Genomic DNA, 17,720 nt, shown 5'->3' on the forward strand with positions numbered 1-17,720 from the left:
CCGCGGCCAACCGCTCAGCGAGATCAGCCTCGGTGGCACGCTCCAGCAGATCCCGCAGCCGCGGGTCCTGGGTGGGGGTGCGTCGAGCCATGCTCGATACTACCATGATTCGAACGTATGTTCTAGCAATCAGTGGTTGGTTCGAACTATTTCGAGCAGACGCGGAGCCCGGGAAGCGGCCGCAACCACCCGCCCGCCGTACCCGGCGTAGTCAGCCTGTCGGCGGCCGACCCGAGTGGACCCGCGAGCCGGGCACATCGCCGTGGCTTTCCGTGGTTTCGAGACAGGCGCTAGCGCGCCTTGCTCAACCACCGGAGGGGATCAGGGGAGCGGGGTGGCCGCGATCTCGCAGGAGTCGAGGGCGGGGTTCTGGTCGTTGTTGACGACGTAGTACGACGACAGCACGTAGGCACGCTTCACGCCGTTGACCGAGACCCAGAGCCGCATCATCCCGTTGCGGGGGAGCTCGACCGGGCCGAGGAGGCCGGTGACGGGGTCGTAGTCGAGGTCGTCGACGTGGTCGACGTGGAGGTCCACGTCGCCCTCGCCCTGGATGTACTCGTAGTCCAGGAACGACGTCCCCGGGTTGTTGCCCGTCGGCCGGAAGGCGACGGTCTGGTCGTAGGTGTTGCTGCCCGGCTCGCAGGTCACGATCGCCTCGCCGACACCGGGGATCGTCGTGGTGCTGGTGGTGCGGGCGGAGCCCTCGGTCGTGCCGTGCCAGTTCAGGCCGAACTGCCGGGTGGTGTCGGTGTGCAGGGTCAGCGACATGTTGCAGTACTGGTGGCCGGGGTAGTCGAACCGCTCCCACCACCAGGTCAGCTTGAACGACGTGATCGGGGTCGTCGGCGCGCCGAGCCCGTCCTGGGCGCGGCTCGGGCGCTGGCTGATCACGCCGTACGCGTTGCCCTTCTGGAAGTCCTCGATCGAGCCCTTCTGGTTGAGCCCCTCGCTTGCCTTCGGGCCGGTGCCGCCGCGGCCGTTGTCGGCGGCGGTCGCGTAGGTGTAGACGCGGACGTTCTTGACCGCGACGACGTCCTTGCCGCCCTTGGTCTCGAACTTGGCCATCCACATCTGGGTCTCGGGGGAGCGGCTGTTCGGCCGGATCCGGACCTGGGTGCTGTTGGGCCGGCAGACCAGGTCGACCGCTCCGATGCCCGGAACGCTCGCGCTCTTCTGGTAGACGCGGCGCTTCCGCTCGCCCTTCCAGCTGACGACGATGCGCTTGTCCTTCTGGACCGTGACCTTGCGGGCCGAGACCGCGCGCTCGCCGTACGACGGCGACGGGCCCAGCGCCGCCAGCAGGCTGGCGAGGAGCAGGAGGCCGGTGCCGATCGAGAGCAGGCGGGTGGTCGGGGCGGTCATCGGGCCGGCGTACCCACGTCGGTGGCGTCGGGGTCCTCGGACGGCTCGGCCGCGTCCTCCTCGGGGACGACCAGCACCGGCTGCTGCCGGCCGTCGAGCCAGGCGAGCTCGAGCCGCAGCGTCTCGTCGGGCAGCGCGATCATCGCTGCGGCGTTGGCGGCGTCCTGGGACTGGGTGAGGTAGTCCTTGAGGAAGTCCTTGACCTCGTCGCGCTCCAGCGACCGGGTGGTCGTGGTGAGCAGGACCTGGGTCGAGAGCGGGTAGATCCCGTTGGAGATCGTCGTCTGGCTCGGGAAGACGCAGTTGCGGTGCCCGTCGGGCGTGGTGATCTCGAAGGGCCGCAGCTCCTCCTCGAACAGCTCGTACGAGCTGAACCGCGCGTAGATGACGTGGCCGGTGCTGCGCTCCACGACCCGCTTCGCGTCGGCGGCACGGGTGGCGACCTTCTTGGCCTGCCGGTGCCGCTGCTGCGCGGCGCGGAAGTCGTTGAGGGCCTTGGTGCGTGCGGTCCGCGCGGTCGCGACGCGGGCGTCGTCCTTGGCCCGGTCGGCGGCGCTGCGGTTGTCGCGGACGCCCTTCGCCTGCTCGGCCAGGGCGGTCTCGACCTCGAGGCGGGCGTCGACCAGCACCTGGTCGGCCGTCACCATCTCGGACTTGCGCAGCCCCAGCTGACGAGCCTGCTCCGCGTAGCCCTGGGCGAGCTTGGCGCGCCGGGTGCCGCCGTTGAGGAACGTCCGGGCCTGGTCGAACCGGTCGTAGCTGAAGTAGTCGGAGCGCAGGTCGGTCTGGCTCGGCGCCGGCGAGCCCAGCACGGTCTTGCCGAACGTCTGGAACTCCACGGGGAACGAGTCCTGGGACGGACCGCCGACCTCGAGCGGCACGTCGTCGAGACCCAGCTGCTTCCAGTTGGTGATCGGGGAGCCGGCGCGCCAGGTCTCCTGGACCTGGTCGGTCGTCAGGCAGTCGCCGCCGACGTCGGACTCCGACTTGATCGCGACGACGATGCCGTCGGACGCGATCTGGAACTGCACGACGTCGAGACCGACCGACTGGCAGGCCTCCCACTCGGTGCGGGTGATCGGGCGCTCGGCGTTGACCAGGTCGATCTTGCCGGAGCACAGCTCCTGGAAGGCCTGGTCCTGGGTGTGCTGGCTGAGGTTGACCTGGGTGGCCGTGCCGGTCGTGTTGTAGTGGTCGACCTCGTCCTGGGTCAGCGAGAACGTCGTGGTGCCGTCGATGTCGAGCTGACCGGCCGGGCGCTCGGGCAGCGCGGCGTTCGCCTTGTTGATCTGCTGCTGGGCGGCCTGCTGGGCGCGGTAGTCCTGCGCCTGCGCGTCGGCGACCAGGTCGCTCGCATCCCGGTTCTCGTCCTGGGAGCACGCAGCCAGGACCAGGGTGCTGGACAGGGCGAGCACCAGGACCGCCGTGCGGCCGAACCTGCGCTGGGTGGTCATCAGTTGCCTTCCGAGCTGGCCGAGGCCGACGGGGTGGCGGACTCGCCGGTCGTCGTCTGGGCGCCGGGGGTGAAGCGGTGACGCGGCCCCATCGCGGCGACCTCGAAGTCCTCGAGGTGCAGGTTGATCAGCTCGTTGCCGGCGATCATGTCGGAGGTGACGTCACGCTGCGCGTACAGGGTGGGTACGGCGGCGCGGTCGACCACGATCGCTCCGTAGGTGCGCAGCGCGGCGACGATCGCATCGGCCATCCGCTGCTGCTGCGGCGTCATCTTGATCGGCTTGCCGGTGACGGGGTCGGTCGGGGTCGGCACCTCGACGTCGGCCTTGAGACGGATCCGCGCACCCTCGGGGAGCGAGCTGACCCGTCCGTTGCCGTCGGTCGCCGACGCGGGCTGGACGAACACGCTCGACGCGGGTCCGGGGACGCTGATCGCGAGTGCGTGGTTGATCAGGCCGGCCTGGAGCTCCTTGGGCCGGATCAGGCCCGCGAAGAGCGGCAGCCCGGACCCGCGGGCGCTGACGGACTGCGGCTTCTGGAAGCCGGAGCCGTCGAGGTCCCACTTGCGCATGAACTGGTAGGAGATCGTGCCGTCGTCCTCGCGGCGCGCACGCCACAGGTCGTAGGCGATCGGCTTGCTGATGTCGAAGATGGTGAACCACCCGTCGTACCGGGGGTCCGGGTCGACGTCGGACGGGACGTTGAGGGTCGTCGTCTCGGCGCCGTCGCCGCACACCAGCTGGCGGCAGACCAGCTTGGTCGGCTGGCCACCGGCCGCGAGGGCGGTCGTCCAGCGCTCCGTGTTGATGTAGAGGCCCTCGTTGACGATCCGGCGCTGCGTGTGGATCGATCCGTCGGCGGACTGGGTCACGCCGACCCGCTCGCGGGCCAGGCTGATCATCTGCGACGACCGCTTGTCGGTCGGGGCGCCGTCGATGCGGGTGTTCCAGGGCGAGTCGGCGGCGAAGAACCGGCGCTCGGGCACGGCCACCGAGCCGGCGGCGTCGGTCGGGTTGACCAGGACCTCGAGGTCGGAGCGCGGGTCCGAGCCGTTGGCGTCCCCGGAGCAGCCGGCCAGGGCGAGCGCGCTGACGACGACGAGCGCCAGGGCGGCGGCCGCGCCGCGGTGCCGGGCGGTCATGCGTCGCCCCGGGTGCTGTGCATCGGAGTCAGCGTCGACTCGATGGACTCGGCGAAGCGCGAGACGGCGTCGCTGATCTCCGCCAGCTGCCGGCTGTCCCGGCTGGACTGGGCGGACGGGGAGCCGAGACCTGCCTGGGTCCGGGCGGCGCTGATGATCGCGTGCGCCTCGCGGCGCGCGGTGATCCGGATGAGCTCGGCGTCGAGCTCGGCCTGCGCGGTCAGCAGCTCGGCGCGGCGGGCCGCCTCGGCCTCGAGCGCGGCGAGGTGGTGCAGGGTCGCGTTCTCCGCGTCGCGCAGCCGCTCGAGGGCCGCGTCCGCGACCGCCTGGACGGTCGCACCCAGGTAGGCGGAGTCGTCGACGGCCGGCTCGGCCGGCGCCGGTCGGACCGGCTCAGCCGGCATCCGCCGGGTCGGCGTCCGGTCGGCGTGCTCGGGCTCGATCAGGGCAGCGTTGCTCATGGCGGTCTCTGTCGGTGAGGGAGCGGGCGTGGCGGCGACGGGGTCACCGGACAGGTTGGCGATCGGCATGATCGGCGGGGCGACGGGCGGCAGCGTCACCGTGGAAGCGGCGGTCGGCTCGAGCGCCGCCTTCGGCCGGGTCGGCTTGGTCATCGACGGGTGGTTGCGGGCCTGGGATTTGGGGGCCGCGGGCTTGCGCGGCTTGGCGGTCTTGGCGGCGGGCTTGCGGACCCGGGTCGGCTTCTCCGGCGCAGCCTCGACGACGGGCTCCGGCTCCACGACGGCCTCGACCTCGGCCTCGACCTCGGCCGCGACCTCGACGTCCGCCTCGGCCTCGACCTCGGGGTCCGGCACGGCCTCGACCACGCGGCGGCGCGGCAGCACCGTCGTGGTGGTCTCCGGCGCGGGCGCCTCGCCGCGAGGAGCTGGGTCGGGCACGGCGACCAGGCGGGTCGCGAAGTCGACCTGGCCGACCCGCGATTCGGTGCCGAGCGCCAGCAGGTCGTCGACGCTGGGCGCCGCCTGGATCGGGTTCATCTTCTGGTCCATCACTGGCCTGCCCCGTTCGTGCTGGTCTGGGTGGACAGGGTGGAGCCCCCGTCAGGGTCGAAGTTCGCCGGCACGCCGACCAGCACGTAGCGGTCGGTGCGGTAGATGACCGGGAGGCGCGGGTCCGAGCCGTCAGCGGCGTTCGGGTAGGCCTGCGCCAGCAGGTCGCCGCCGCCGCCGGTGCTCAGCAGCATGTAGTCGACGTACGGCGCCGGGTTGGCCGCGATCTCCTTCCACGGTCCGTCGCTCTTGTCGACGCGGTCGACGAACAGGTCGGGGCGGCCGGTCATCAGCATCACGCCGTAGGTCTGCGCGTTGTCGGTCAGGATCGAGTTCGGGTTGGTGATGTTGGAGGTGATGTACTCCGCCGTCGCCTGCTCGTCCCGGACGCCGACCGTGGAGCCGCTGAGCGTCGTCGCGCCCTCCTGCGAGTCCCGCGTCGAGAGCGCCGCGGCGAAGTTCGACTCGAGGTTCTGGAACCGGTAGGTCTTCATCGCCTCGAAGGTCCACGGGATGCTCACCAGCAGGGCCGCGACCAGCGCGATGCTGACGATCAGGTTGTTGGACTCCGAGGAGCGGGCGATCCAGATCGCGCCGATCACGGAGAAGAGCAGGATCGGCAGCGCGTTGCGCAGCTGCATCGGCGAGTCGGTCAGGTGCAGCGCGACCGAGAGCGCCGGCGACACGATGGCCGCGGCGAGCAGCACCCCGAGCCAGAGGGACAGCGGGTTGTTGCGGGCGATGCCGACGAAGATCAGCGCCGGCAGCACCACGAACGCGATCGGCGCGCCGTAGAGCACCAGCGATGCGGTGTCCTGGAGCAGCTCCACGCCGGTGAAGCTGGTGGGGTCGCCGCCGCCCGCGTCGCTGGCGCCGGTGATCCAGTAGAACGGCTTGGACAGCAGGATCAGGTTGAAGACGCACCACAGCGCGATGACGTACGCCGTCGGGACGGCGAAGCCGACCGTGGTGCCCTCGACCTCGCTGCCGTCGGCACCGAGCTTGGCGAGGATCGCGCCGATCATCAGCGCCGTGAGCACGAACCACAGCAGGCTGCCGTAGCCGGAGAGCGCGGCGATCGAGAAGGCCAGGCCGGAGAGCATCACGAAGCGGACGTCGGCGGTGATGTACCAGGCCAGGACGCCGCCCATCGCGACCACCACGAAGGCGATCCAGATGAACTGGCGGGCACCGCCCGACGCGTAGAGCAGGAAGAGCGGGTTGGCGCCGAGCGCGAGCAGGGCGGCGTACCGCAGCGGGGCGAGCAGCTGGGCACGGCGCATCATCGTGTTCAGCGACAGCATGGTGAGGCCGGCGAACACGGCCGACGCGATCGGGACCGCGATCAGCGAGGAGGTGACCGCCGGGAAGATCGCCAGCGGCGAGACCAGCAGCGTGGCCAGCGGCGGGTAGTCGAACCCGAGCGCCGACAGCTTGGCCGGGTCGTTGTGCCAGATCATCAGCGCGCGGTTGAGGCGGTCCAGCGTCTCGAAGCCGACGACGTGCATCTTGACGACGAGCCAGTAGCCGAACCAGATGTAGAAGCCGGTGAAGCCGACGAAGATCGCCAGGCTCTCCCACGGGCGGCGGGTGATGTCGGGCGTACGCCGGTGGATGTTCTGCACCAGCGACGCCTTGCGCAGCTTCGACGCCTCGATGTGGGCGGCGGCCTTGTCGGCGTCCGGCGCGACGAGGGTGACCTCGGAGGCGTCGCCGGTCGTGGTCTCGGGAGTCGCGGTCACAGCTCGTCACCCTCGCCGTCGTCGAGACCGTGCTCGGTCTTCTCCCAGTAGAAGGGGTTGGTGAAGAGCTGGATGGCGCCCTTCCAGGCGGCCCAGCTCATCAGGCCCCAGTAGAGCGGGGAGAGCAGCGCGGTCCGGGTGATGCCGAACTCACCGCGCTGCAGGCTGCCCGCGACGTTGAGGTAGACGAAGACGAAGTTGCCGATGAAGAGCAGAGCGCTGGCCGCGTAGAAGACGAACCCGGGGAACATCTGCTGGATGAACCCGGCCTGCGTGAAGAGGTAGAGCGTCGACAGCGCCCAGAAAATGGGGTTCATCAGCAGCACGAAGGCGTTGCCCATCGTCAGGTTGAAGCTGAGGAACCCACGGACGCCGGTCTCCCGGGCCAGGGTGCCGGGGTTGCGCATGTGCACGAGCCAGGTCTGGAAGTAGCCCTTGATCCAGCGGCTGCGCTGGCGGATCCAGTTCGGGACGCTGGAGTTGGCCTCCTCGAGCGTCGTCGAGTCGATCATCGCCGTCCGGTAGCCCTGGCGGTGCAGGCGGATGCCGAGGTCGGCGTCCTCCGTCACGTTGAAGGGGTCCCAGGCGCCGAGCTCGCGCAGTACCGAGGTGATGAAGTGGTTCGAGGTGCCGCCCAGCGGGATCGGCGAGCCGGCCGCACCCATGGCCGGCAGAACCAGCTCGAAGTGCATCGAGTACTCGTTCGCGAACCACGCCGTCAGGAGGTTCTGGTCCTGGTTGAAGTGGTTGAGCTTGGCCTGGATGCAGGCGACGTTGGACGCGACCGTCTGGAAGGCGAGGTACGCCTTCTTCAGCTCGTCGGGGTCCGGGCGGTCCTCGGCGTCGAAGATCACGCAGAAGCTGCCGGTCGCGAGCTGGAGGCCGTAGTTGCAGGCCTTCGGCTTCGTCTTCGGCTGGCTGTCGGGGACCACGACGAGGTGGAAGTGCGGCGGGAGGTTCAGCGACCGGATCATCTCGACGGTCTCGGTGTCGTCCTCCTCGCAGAGGAGCTTCACGTCGAGGCGGGTGCGCGGCCAGTCCAGCTCGTTGATGCCGCGGACCAGGCGGCGGACGATGCCGGCCTCCTTGTAGAGCGGCACCAGGATCGTGTACATCGGCAGGTCGCGGTCGTCCAGGGCGGCGACCATCTCGTCGGTCACGTCGGTCTCGAGGTGGGTGCCGAGCGCCCGGAAGGTGAGCTGGAACTTGTAGCAGGAGACCAGGAGGTAGACGAGGGACAGCACGGCGACGACGCCGACGAGGGTGGGCATCGGCCAGAAGATGCCGCTGAGCACGACGACGATCCCGACGCAGACGGCGAGCGCCTTCTGGTTGCCCGTGAAGACCGTGTGGGCCGAGGCCTCCGGCTGCGACTCCATCAGCGAGACGGTCGAGATCGACGCGTAGTGCTCGCTGTGCACCTTCTGGATCAGCTGGTCGAGCTCGGTGCGGTTGGCGAGGAGCTGACGGAACGGCGAGCCGAGGGCCTCCTCGACGTCGAGGGTCTGCTCCGGGTCCAGCGGGCGGGCGGTCGCGAGGAGCACCAGGTCGGAGGTGGCGGCGACCGGGATCGCCTGGAGGCGCTGCGCGAGGTGCTCAGGCAGCCGACGGGCGACCTCGAGGTCGGGCGCGAAGTCGGCGAGGCCGACCCGCTGCATCTGGTAGAGCTCGGAGAGCGCCGCGACCAGCACGTCCTCGGAGATCGACTCGTGGGCGACCAGGATGTCGCCCAGCGGGTCGCCGGTCCGGGAGTACTCGAGCATCGCGGACTGCAGCTGCTCGTTGGTGACGAGGCCGCTGCTCGTGAGCATCCGGGCCAGCTGCACCCGCGAGCGACGCTCGTCGGCGGTCTCGATCTGGCCCTCGAGGGGCGGGTAGACGGCGTCGATCGCCTCGGTGACCTCGTTGGCGGTGTGGCGGACGAGCTGGACCTGGCGGTCGATGCGCTCGGCGACGACGCGCTGGGTGATGGCGTCCTCGACGTCGGCGGCGGCGACGAGCACGACGCCGTCGGTCACGGCGTACGGCAGCACCCGGAAGGTGCGGCAGATGCCCTCGGGCAGCAGGCGGCCGAGGTCGCCGGCGACGCCGTCGCCGAGGCGGGCCCGGAGGGGCGCCGGCGACGTCGTCGTCGAGGTCGGGGGGTTGGCGGTGGTGGTCATGAGGTCCCTGCTCCGAAGCCCGAGGCGGAGGTGGCCGTCGGCGAGCCGGGCGTCACCGAGCGGGTCCGGCTGCCGCGCGAGCGCCAGACGAAGTAGACGAGGTAGCCGGCGCCGAGGGCCAGCAGCGGGGCGATGAGGAACGGGATGAAGACGACGAAGAAGAGCAGCAGCGTCAACAGGACCCGCAGCATCGCTGCGCCCATCGACATGCGCTGTGAGCGCGCCTGACCGGCGTGCACGTTCATGTGGTGTCCCCTTGGCTAGTCGCGACGCGACCCGAGATGTCCCCTCAACCTGAAAAAAAGGCTATCCGGGCGTGATCGACGGGGGCGCAACGTGCGATCCACAGTCGGGTAACAAGTGAGGAGGGTCCGTCCGACCCCCTCTGGACCGTCCGGAGACGGCTCGTGCGGTCAGCTGTCGTCGGCGTGCGACCGCAGGTAGCGCCGGGCGAGGACGCCGTAGTCCGACGGGGTGCCGGTCACGTCCTTGACCAGGGCCATCGGGTCGGTCGGGTGGTCGGCCCAGACCCAGAAGAGCGAGCCGATGCCGTGCTTGTCGGCCCAGGCGAGGTAGCGGGTGACGTACCCGTCCAGCGGGTCGTCGGCGCCGAGCTCGCCGGTGAGCACCGGCACCTGGTCGGCGATCGGGGCGAGGACGCTGTCCCAGCACTTCTCGCTGGCGCACTTCTTGAAGTCGTAGCTGTGGAACGAGGCCACGAGCTGGTCGTCGTCGGGCGCGTGGTCGAGCCAGCCGGACAGGTCGTTGGCGTAGTCGAGCCCGCCGAGCAGCACCGGTTGGTGGGCGCCCGCGTCGCGGATCTCGCGGACGACCGAGGCCATGCCCTGGACGGTGTACGTCGTCAGCCCGTTGGTCGCCGTCTGGTCGTCCTCGACCGGCGCCGCGCAGCCGCCGTCGCGCCAGCACTCCCAGGTCAGGTCGAAGACCAGGTTGTCGAGCGCGTCGTACCTCGAGTACGGCTCGTTGAAGGCGTCGAACATCACCGACGGGTTGTCGTGGTACTCCCCGGCGACCGAGCGCCAGAAGGAGAGCGACTCGGAGTCGGGCATCGCGACGTTGCCGAACTCGGGCTGGCCGATGCGCTTGCGGCTGTGCAGGTCGAGGACCACGACCAGGCCCTGCCGGTTGAGCGCGGTGACGAAGCGGTGGACGCTCGCGCGGTAGTCGGCCGCGGTGCGCTCCTCGAACTGGTCGCTCACCGGGGCGCCACGGGTGCCGAGCCAGCAGTCCTGGTTGAGCGGGAGGCGGACCGTGTTGGCGCCCCACGACGCGATCGCCTTGGCCTCGCTGTTCTCGGCGTCGGGCACGCTGAGCGTGTCGAGCGACGACATGCCCCAGCCCTGGGCGCAGGCGTACTCGAAGCTGCTCCAGTTCACCCCGCGCGGGACGAAGGTCGCGTCGGTGCGCTGGTCGACGAGCCGGTTGCCGTCGACCACCGGCTGCGGGGCGCCCGTCTCGACCCCGGGATCCGACGTCCCGGAGTCGCGGTGCTCGGCATAGATCGCACCGCCGGTGAGCAGCACGACAACCGCTGCCACCGGCACGATCCAGCGCGCGTGCCGCATGAAGCCCCCCTCTTTCAACGAGGAATGGTACGGGCAGGTCCTCCCTCTATGGTGGCCGAATGGGTGAGACCGTCTTCACGTACGCCGCTCCGGCGCTCAAGTTCGGGCCCGGCGCGGCCGCGGAGATCGGGTCCGACCTGGCCCGCACGGGCGCCCGCCGGGTGCTGCTGGTGACCGATCCCGGCGTGGCCGCCACTGGGCATCCCGCGCGGATCGCCGAGCAGATCACCGCGGCCGGCCTCGGCGTCACGACGTACGACGGCGTGCACGTGGAGCCGACCGACACGTCGCTGACCGAGGCGGTCGAGTTCGCGCGCGCTGCGGGGCCGTTCGACGTGATCGTCGCGGTCGGCGGCGGCTCCGCGATCGACACCGCCAAGGCGGTCAACCTGCTCACCACCAACCCCGGTGAGCTGATGGACTACGTCAACGCCCCGGTCGGGAAGGCGCAGGCGCCCACCCAGCCGCTGCTGCCGCTGGTGGCCGTGCCGACGACCACCGGCACCGGATCGGAGAGCACCACCATCTGCGTGCTCGACGTGCTCTCCCTGCACGTGAAGACCGGCATCAGCCACCCGGCGCTGCGACCGACGACGGCCGTCGTCGACCCGACCCTGACCCTGACGCAGCCGACCCTGGTCACCGCGGCCGCCGGGATGGACATCCTCTGCCACGCGCTCGAGAGCTACACGGCGCGGTGGTACGCCGACTTCGACGCCAAGCGCCCCGAGGAGCGGGTGCCCTACTGCGGCGCGAACCCGATCGCCGACCTGTGGTCGGAGCGGGCGCTCGGCCTCCTCGCCGGCGCCTTCCGGGCGGCCGTGCGCGACGGCTCGGACCCGCGGGCGCGCGAGCAGATGGCTCTCGCGGCGACCTTCGCCGGACTGGGGTTCGGCAACGCCGGCGTGCACATCCCGCACGCCAACGCCTACCCGATCGCGGGTCGCGTGCGGGACTACCGGCCCGAGGGCTACCCGGACGAGCCGATGGTGCCGCACGGCATGGCGGTCTCGATGACCGCGCCCGAGGCGTTCCGCTTCACCTTCGAGGCCGCGCCCGACCGGCACCTGCACGCCGCCCGGCTGCTCGACCCTGGTGCCGGCGCCGGCCCCGACGCCCTCCCGACCGTCATCACCGCGCTGATGCGCGACATCGGCCTGCCCAGCGGACTCGCCGAGATCGGGTACGGCGAGGCCGACGTCCCGGACCTCGTGGCCGGCGCCCTCCAGCAGCAGCGGCTGCTGGCGACCGCGCCGAGGAGTCCCACGGAGGAGGACCTGGCGGGAGTGTTCCGCCGGTCGATGGAACACTGGTGACGTGACCGCCGACCTGCTCGCCGCCTTGCGCGAGCGGGGCGTCAGCGACGTCGACGACTCGACGCTGACCCGGGCGCTCTACTCCTCGGACGCCTCGCTCTACCGGGTGGTGCCGCAGGTCGTGGTCCGGCCGCGGCACGCCGACGAGCTCGCCGCGATCCTCGACGTCTCCGCCGAGACGGGGGCACCGGTGACGATGCGGGGCGCCGGCACCTCGATCGCCGGCAACGCGGTCGGGACGGGCATCGTCGTCGACACCGTGCGGCACCTGAACAAGGTCGTCTCCATCGACGCCGAGGCGCGCACCGCCGTCGTCGAGCCCGGCGTCGTGCACGCCGACCTCCAGCGCGCGGCCGCGCCGTACGGCCTCCGGTTCGGACCGGACCCCTCGACCCACACCCGCTGCACGATCGGCGGCATGATCGGCAACAACGCGTGCGGCTCGCGCGCGCTCGGCTACGGCCGGACCTCCGACAACGTGGTCGCGCTCGACGTCGTCCACGGCCCCGGGGCCGACCAGGGTCGGGCGAGCGTGGAGGCGCGGCTGGCGGAGCTGGTCGACCAGCACCTGGCCCACATCCGCACGACGTTCGGGCGGTTCACCCGCCAGGTGAGCGGCTACTCGCTGGAGCACCTGCTGCCGGAGAACGGCCGGTCGCTGGACCGCTTCCTGGTCGGCTCGGAGGGCACCCTCGCGGTGGTGCGGTCCGCGACGGTCCGCCTCGTCGAGGACGACCCCGACCGGCACCTGGTGGTGCTCGGCTACCCGTCGATGGCCGAGGCCGCCGACGCCGTGCCCGCCCTGCTCGCGGTGGCGCCGGGGATGACGGCGTGCGAGGGCCTCGACTCCCGGATCGTCGACCTGGTGCCGGGCGCGCCCGCGCTGCCGCGCGGCGCCGGGTGGCTGTTCGTCGAGGTGCCGGCGGCGGAGACCGCGGCGGTCGTCGCCGCGTCCGCTGCGCTCGAGCACCGGCTGGTCGAGGACCAGCGCGAGGCCGCCGCCCTCTGGCGGATCCGCGAGGACGGCGCCGGGCTCGCGGCCCGCTCGCTGTCGCGCCCGGCGTACTCCGGCTGGGAGGACGCCGCGGTGCCGCCCGAGCGGCTCGGTGCCTGGCTGCGCGACTTCGACGAGCTGCTGCGCGAGCACGGCTTGGACGGCGTCCCGTACGGGCACTTCGGCGACGGCTGCGTGCACGTGCGCATCGACTTCCCGCTGACCGAGGGGAGCGCCGTCTTCCGCGACTTCCTCACCGCCAGCGCCCACAAGCTCCGCGAGCACGGAGGCTCCCTGTCCGGCGAGCACGGCGACGGTCGGGCCCGCTCCGAGCTGCTGTCGGTCATGTACGACGAGGAGTCGGTCGCCCTCTTCGGCGCGGTCAAGGCGATCTGCGATCCCCAGAACCTGCTCAACCCCGGCAACATCGTGGACCCCGCGCCGTTGGACGCCGACCTGCGCGCCCCTCGACCCCGGCTGCCGGTCAACGCCGGCCTGAAGCTGGTCCACGACGGAGGCGTGCTCGGCGACGCGGTGCACCGCTGCACCGGCGTCGGCAAGTGCGTGGCCCCGAAGACCACCGGCGTGATGTGCCCGTCGTACCTCGCGACCCGCGACGAGAAGGACTCCACCCGAGGGCGGTCGCGGGTGCTCCAGGAGGCGCTCGACGGCTCGCTCGTCGCCGGCCTCGGCGACCCGGCCGTCGCCGAGGCGCTCGACCTCTGCCTGGCCTGCAAGGGCTGCGCGTCCGACTGCCCGACCGGCGTGGACATGGCGACGTACAAGGCCGAGGCGCTGCACCAGAAGCACGACGTGCTGGGGGAGAGGCGACCACGCAGCCACTTCCTCCTGGGTCGACTGCCGAAGTGGGCGGCGCTCGCCGCGCCGATGGCGCCGCTGGCCAACCGGATGATGCGGCTCGGACCGGTGGCCCGGATGGCCAAGGCGACGGCCGGGATCGACCAGCGCCGGTCCATCCCGGCGTTCGCGCCGAAGACCCTGCGGCGGTCGGTCGGGACGCCCGAGGTCGTCCCGGACGTGTGGATCTGGGCGGACTCGTTCAGCGACCACTTCTTCCCGGGCAACGGCCACGCGGCGATCGACTACCTGGCCTCGGTCGGCATCACCGCGCGGGTGATCGCCGACGATGCCTGCTGCGGGCTCACCTGGGTGACCACCGGCCAGCTCGACCAGGCCCGCTCCATCATGGAGCGGACCGTCCGCACGCTCACGCCGTACGTCGAGTCGGGGGTGCCGGTCGTCGGCCTGGAGCCGTCCTGCCTGGCGACCCTGCGCAGCGACGCGGCCGAGCTCACCGGCACGAACCTCGATGTGCTCAGCTTCGCCGAGCTGGTCGAGCGGCTCGACCTGCCGCTGCCGGACCTGAGCGGGGTCGAGGTCGTCGCGCAGCCGCACTGCCACCACACCTCGATCCTCGGCTGGGCCGCGGACAAGCGGATCCTCGAGAGGGCCGGCGCCTCGGTCACGCAGGTCGCCGGGTGCTGCGGGCTGGCCGGCAACTTCGGCATGGAGAAGGGCCACTACGAGGTCTCCGTCGCCGTCGCGGAGACCCACCTGCTGCCCGCCGTCCGCGCCAACCCGGACGCCGTGGTGCTTGCCGACGGCATGTCCTGCCGGGTCCAGCTCGACGACCTCGCCCAGCAGCCCACGATGCATCTCGCCGAGCTCTTCGCCTCTAAAGTGGAGCGGTGAATCCCCGCCACCGCCGCCTCGTCATCCCGATCGCTCTGGTGGCACTTCTGCTGATCGTCGTGATCGCGGCGGTGGTGTGATGTCCGAGCCCCAGCCGCTGCTCCGCGAGCTCAACCGGCTCCGGTCCTACCTGCTCGACCCCGACGTGCTGGTCAAGGCCGTCGCGTCCGGCAAGCGCAAGGGCGAGCAGCCGACCCGGCGGCGGGCCGAGATGCGGTACGTCGACCTCAAGGCCGGCACGCACCTGCAGGTCACGACGTACGACCAGACCCAGGCGTTCACCGAGAACCACGCCGTCGGCGACGCGTCGCGCGATGCCGTCGACGCGCTGCTCGAGGAGCCGTACGGCGAGTGGCACGTCGACACCGTGACCCAGAGTCACCAGCTCCGGGTGACGTCCAAGCTCACCGCGACCGTGCGGACCACGGACCGGGCGGTGGCCGCTCCGGTGGAGCGGAGCCACGACAAGGCCAAGCAGCGCCTGCTGCCGGAGAACGACCCGGTCTTCATCGTCCTCGGCATCTCCGACGACGAGGGGCGGATCAAGCCGAGCCGGCAGGCGAAGTACCGCCAGGTCGAGGAGTTCCTGCGGCTGCTCGACTCCTCGATCACCGAGGCGATCGACAAGGGGCACCTGCGCCGGCCGACCCTCGAGGACCCGCTGCGCATCGTCGACCTCGGCTGCGGCAACGCCTACCTGACCTTCGCCGCGGAGCGCTTCCTGACCGGTGTCCGCAAGCTGCCCGTGCGACTCACCGGGGTGGACGTGAAGGAGCAGTCGCGCGAGCACAACAGCTCGGTCGCGCACGAGCTGGGCGTGGAAGCCGACTTCGTCGTCGGCACCATCGGCGGCGTCGAGCTCGACCCGGCGCCCGAGGTGGTGCTCGCGCTGCACGCCTGCGACACCGCGACCGACGAGGCGTTGGCCCAGGCGGTCGGCTGGGGCGCGCAGCTGGTGCTCGCCGCGCCCTGCTGCCACCACGACATCGCGGCCCAGATCCGCAAGGCGCCGACCCCCGCGCCGTACGCCATGCTCACCCGGCACGGCATCCTCCGCGAGCGTCTGGCCGACACCCTGACCGACGGGATCCGGGCGTCGCTGATGCGGCTGCAGGGTTACCGCGTCGACGTCGTGCAGTTCGTCGAGAGCCAGCACACGCCCCGCAACACCATGCTCCGGGCGGTCCGCACCGGCGGTCCGGTGAAGGGTGGCTCGGCGCGCAAGGAGTACGACGAGCTCGTGACGACCTGGGGTCTGCACCCGAAGCTCGCCGAGCTCCTCGAGGCCTGAGTGCTCGACCGGGTCCTCGGCGTCGCGGCGGCGCTGTCCATGGTGGTCGGCACCACCGTCGCCCCTGCCGCGCCGAAGGCGAAGGTCGTCTTCTCCTTCAAGGACCCGGCGATCGTCGAGTCCAGCGGGCTGGTCGCCACCGGTGACCTCTTCCTGACGGTCAACGACTCGGGTGACAGCGGCCGGGTCTTCGCGGTCGACCGCTCGGGAGAGACGGTCGGCGTGACGTCGTGGGCCGACGACCCCGTCGACGTCGAGTCGCTGGCACCGGCCGGGCCGGGCGAGGTGTGGGTCGGCGACACCGGCGACAACAGCCGCTCCCGCGACTCGATCACCGTGCTCCGGGTGCCGTACGGCGTGGGTGACAGTGAGGTCACGCCGACGTCGTACGAGCTGGTCTTCCCCGACCGCGCCCACGACGCCGAGACGCTGCTGGCCGACCCCACGACGGGTCAGCTCTTCGTGGTCTCCAAGGACATCTTCGGCGGCACGACGTACGCCGCCCCGCGCCGGCTGTCGACCGACCACCCCAACAAGCTGAGGGCGGTCGCCGACGGGTTCACGTTCGCCACCGACGGGTCGTTCTTCCCCGACGGCAAGCACTACGTCGTCCGCGGCTACACCGATGCCACGGTCTACTCCTTCCCCGACCACGAGCCGCTCGTCTCGTTCCCCCTGCCGACCCAGAAGCAGGGCGAGGGGATCTCGGTCGGGCCGGACGGGCAGCTCTACCTGAGCACCGAGGGCCAGTTCAGCGACGTGCTCCGGATGCGGCTGCCCCAGGACGTCGTCGCGGCGATGGAACCGGCCGAGGCGGCCGAGCCTCCTCCTGCGGACGCGGAGCCGGAGCCGGCACCCGCGGACGAGCAGCCGATCTGGCCGTGGCTGGTGGGTGGCGGACTGGCGTTTGTGGTCGGCGGCGGCTGGCTACTGCACCGTCGTGGTCAGGCTTCGTAGGACGTCTCCGGACCAGCCCGGCTGGACCCGCCGCCGGGCCGGCCGCGGCTTCGTCTACCTCGACGAGCACGGCGACCGGCTGCCCGACGACGAGGCCCAGCGGGTCCGCGACCTCGTCATCCCGCCGGCGTGGACCGACGTCTGGGTCACGCCGTACGACAACGGGCACCTGCAGGCCGTCGGCACCGACGACGCGGGCCGTCGCCAGTACCTCTACCACCCGGACTGGCGGACCCGGCGGGACGCGGAGAAGTTCGACCGGATGCTCGAGTTCGGCAAGGCGCTCACCAAGGCGCGCGAGCTCGTCATCACCGACCTCGGCCGCGAGGGGATGCCGCTCGAGCGCGCGTGCGCGGTCGCCGTACGCCTGCTCGACCTCGGCTACTTCCGGATCGGGAACGACGTGTACGCCGACGAGAACGGGTCGTTCGGGCTGACGACCCTGGAGCGGCGCCACGTGCGCCGGCGCCAGGACCGGCTGGTCTTCGCCTTCGTGGGCAAGTCCGGGGTCGAGCACGAGATCGAGATCGACGACGCCGTCGTGATCACGGCCGTCGACATCATGCGCCGCCGGCGCGGGACCGACCTGCGGCTGCTGTCCTACAAGGAGGGGCGGTCGTGGCGGTCCGTGCTGCCGGCCCTGGTGAACGAGTACGTCCGCGCGTCCACGGGCCTCGAGGCGACGGCCAAGGACTTCCGCACCTGGCACGCCACCGTGCTCGCGGCCGCGGCGCTGGCCGAGACGCCGGAGCCGGGTGAGACCAAGGCATCGCGCAAGCGGGCGGTGGCCGGGGCGATGAAGGAGGTCGCGTCGTTCCTCGGCAACACCCCGACGCTGGCGCGCTCGTCGTACGTCGACCCGCGGGTCATCGATGCCTACGAGGAGGGCCGCACGATCGCCCGCGCCACCTCGAAGACCTACGACACGACCGACGAGCGGCAGGCCGCCCTGGAGCGTGCGACGCTGAGGCTGATCCGTTCCCAGTGA

Annotated in this window: 13 protein-coding genes; 5 read left to right on the forward strand and 8 right to left on the reverse strand. The window is 71.4% G+C overall.

What is annotated here, in order from left to right:
* Nucleotides 1–321: 321 nt before the first annotated feature.
* The 8 genes from ASC77_RS25000 to ASC77_RS25035 all read right to left on the reverse strand — a co-directional run bounded on the left by ASC77_RS25000 (nucleotide 322) and on the right by ASC77_RS25035 (nucleotide 10,461).
* Nucleotides 322–1,365, reverse strand: a complete 1,044-nt coding sequence (locus ASC77_RS25000) for a hypothetical protein (RefSeq protein ID WP_056159779.1) — start codon at nucleotides 1,363–1,365, stop codon at nucleotides 322–324.
* A complete protein-coding gene (locus ASC77_RS25005; protein WP_056159782.1) occupies nucleotides 1,362–2,819 on the reverse strand; it encodes a substrate-binding domain-containing protein in 1,458 nt (485 codons plus the stop codon). The genes ASC77_RS25000 and ASC77_RS25005 overlap by 4 nt, the downstream gene beginning before the upstream one ends.
* Nucleotides 2,819–3,961, reverse strand: a complete 1,143-nt coding sequence (locus tag ASC77_RS25010) for a hypothetical protein (RefSeq protein WP_056159785.1) — start codon at nucleotides 3,959–3,961, stop codon at nucleotides 2,819–2,821. Before ASC77_RS25010 ends, ASC77_RS25005 begins: the two co-directional genes overlap by 1 nt.
* Complete coding sequence (locus tag ASC77_RS25015; protein ID WP_056159788.1) at nucleotides 3,958–4,971, reverse strand: hypothetical protein; 1,014 nt, start codon at nucleotides 4,969–4,971, stop codon at nucleotides 3,958–3,960. Before ASC77_RS25015 ends, ASC77_RS25010 begins: the two co-directional genes overlap by 4 nt.
* Complete coding sequence (locus ASC77_RS25020; RefSeq protein ID WP_056159791.1) at nucleotides 4,971–6,713, reverse strand: hypothetical protein; 1,743 nt, start codon at nucleotides 6,711–6,713, stop codon at nucleotides 4,971–4,973. The genes ASC77_RS25015 and ASC77_RS25020 overlap by 1 nt, the downstream gene beginning before the upstream one ends.
* The gene (locus tag ASC77_RS25025; protein WP_056159794.1) at nucleotides 6,710–8,875 is read right to left on the reverse strand and encodes a glycosyltransferase; all 2,166 of its coding nucleotides are present in this window, start codon (nucleotides 8,873–8,875) and stop codon (nucleotides 6,710–6,712) included. The genes ASC77_RS25020 and ASC77_RS25025 overlap by 4 nt, the downstream gene beginning before the upstream one ends.
* Nucleotides 8,872–9,120, reverse strand: a complete 249-nt coding sequence (locus tag ASC77_RS25030) for a hypothetical protein (protein ID WP_056159796.1) — start codon at nucleotides 9,118–9,120, stop codon at nucleotides 8,872–8,874. Before ASC77_RS25030 ends, ASC77_RS25025 begins: the two co-directional genes overlap by 4 nt.
* Before the next feature lie 168 nt (nucleotides 9,121–9,288).
* Nucleotides 9,289–10,461, reverse strand: coding sequence for a glycoside hydrolase family 5 protein (locus ASC77_RS25035; protein WP_056159800.1), 1,173 nt, complete (start codon nucleotides 10,459–10,461; stop codon nucleotides 9,289–9,291).
* Between the two features lie 59 nt (nucleotides 10,462–10,520).
* On the opposite strand from ASC77_RS25035, the gene ASC77_RS25040 reads away from it, so the two are divergent.
* The 5 genes from ASC77_RS25040 to ASC77_RS25060 all read left to right on the forward strand — a co-directional run bounded on the left by ASC77_RS25040 (nucleotide 10,521) and on the right by ASC77_RS25060 (nucleotide 17,720).
* Nucleotides 10,521–11,777 (forward strand): hydroxyacid-oxoacid transhydrogenase, encoded by a 1,257-nt coding sequence (locus ASC77_RS25040; protein WP_056159803.1) that lies wholly within the window; start codon nucleotides 10,521–10,523, stop codon nucleotides 11,775–11,777.
* Nucleotide 11,778: 1 nt separating this feature from the next.
* Nucleotides 11,779–14,484, forward strand: a complete 2,706-nt coding sequence (locus tag ASC77_RS25045) for an FAD-binding and (Fe-S)-binding domain-containing protein (protein WP_056159806.1) — start codon at nucleotides 11,779–11,781, stop codon at nucleotides 14,482–14,484.
* A 79-nt stretch (nucleotides 14,485–14,563) separates the two neighbouring features.
* Entirely contained in the window at nucleotides 14,564–15,775 is a 1,212-nt protein-coding gene (locus tag ASC77_RS25050) for a class I SAM-dependent methyltransferase (RefSeq protein WP_056159809.1), read from the forward strand.
* A complete protein-coding gene (locus ASC77_RS25055) occupies nucleotides 15,776–16,732 on the forward strand; it encodes a hypothetical protein (RefSeq protein WP_056159812.1) in 957 nt (318 codons plus the stop codon).
* Entirely contained in the window at nucleotides 16,716–17,720 is a 1,005-nt protein-coding gene (locus ASC77_RS25060; protein ID WP_056159814.1) for a DNA topoisomerase IB, read from the forward strand. The genes ASC77_RS25055 and ASC77_RS25060 overlap by 17 nt, the downstream gene beginning before the upstream one ends.

This window comes from Nocardioides sp. Root1257 (assembly GCF_001425175.1).
Taxonomy (GTDB): Bacteria; Actinomycetota; Actinomycetes; order Propionibacteriales; family Nocardioidaceae; genus Nocardioides.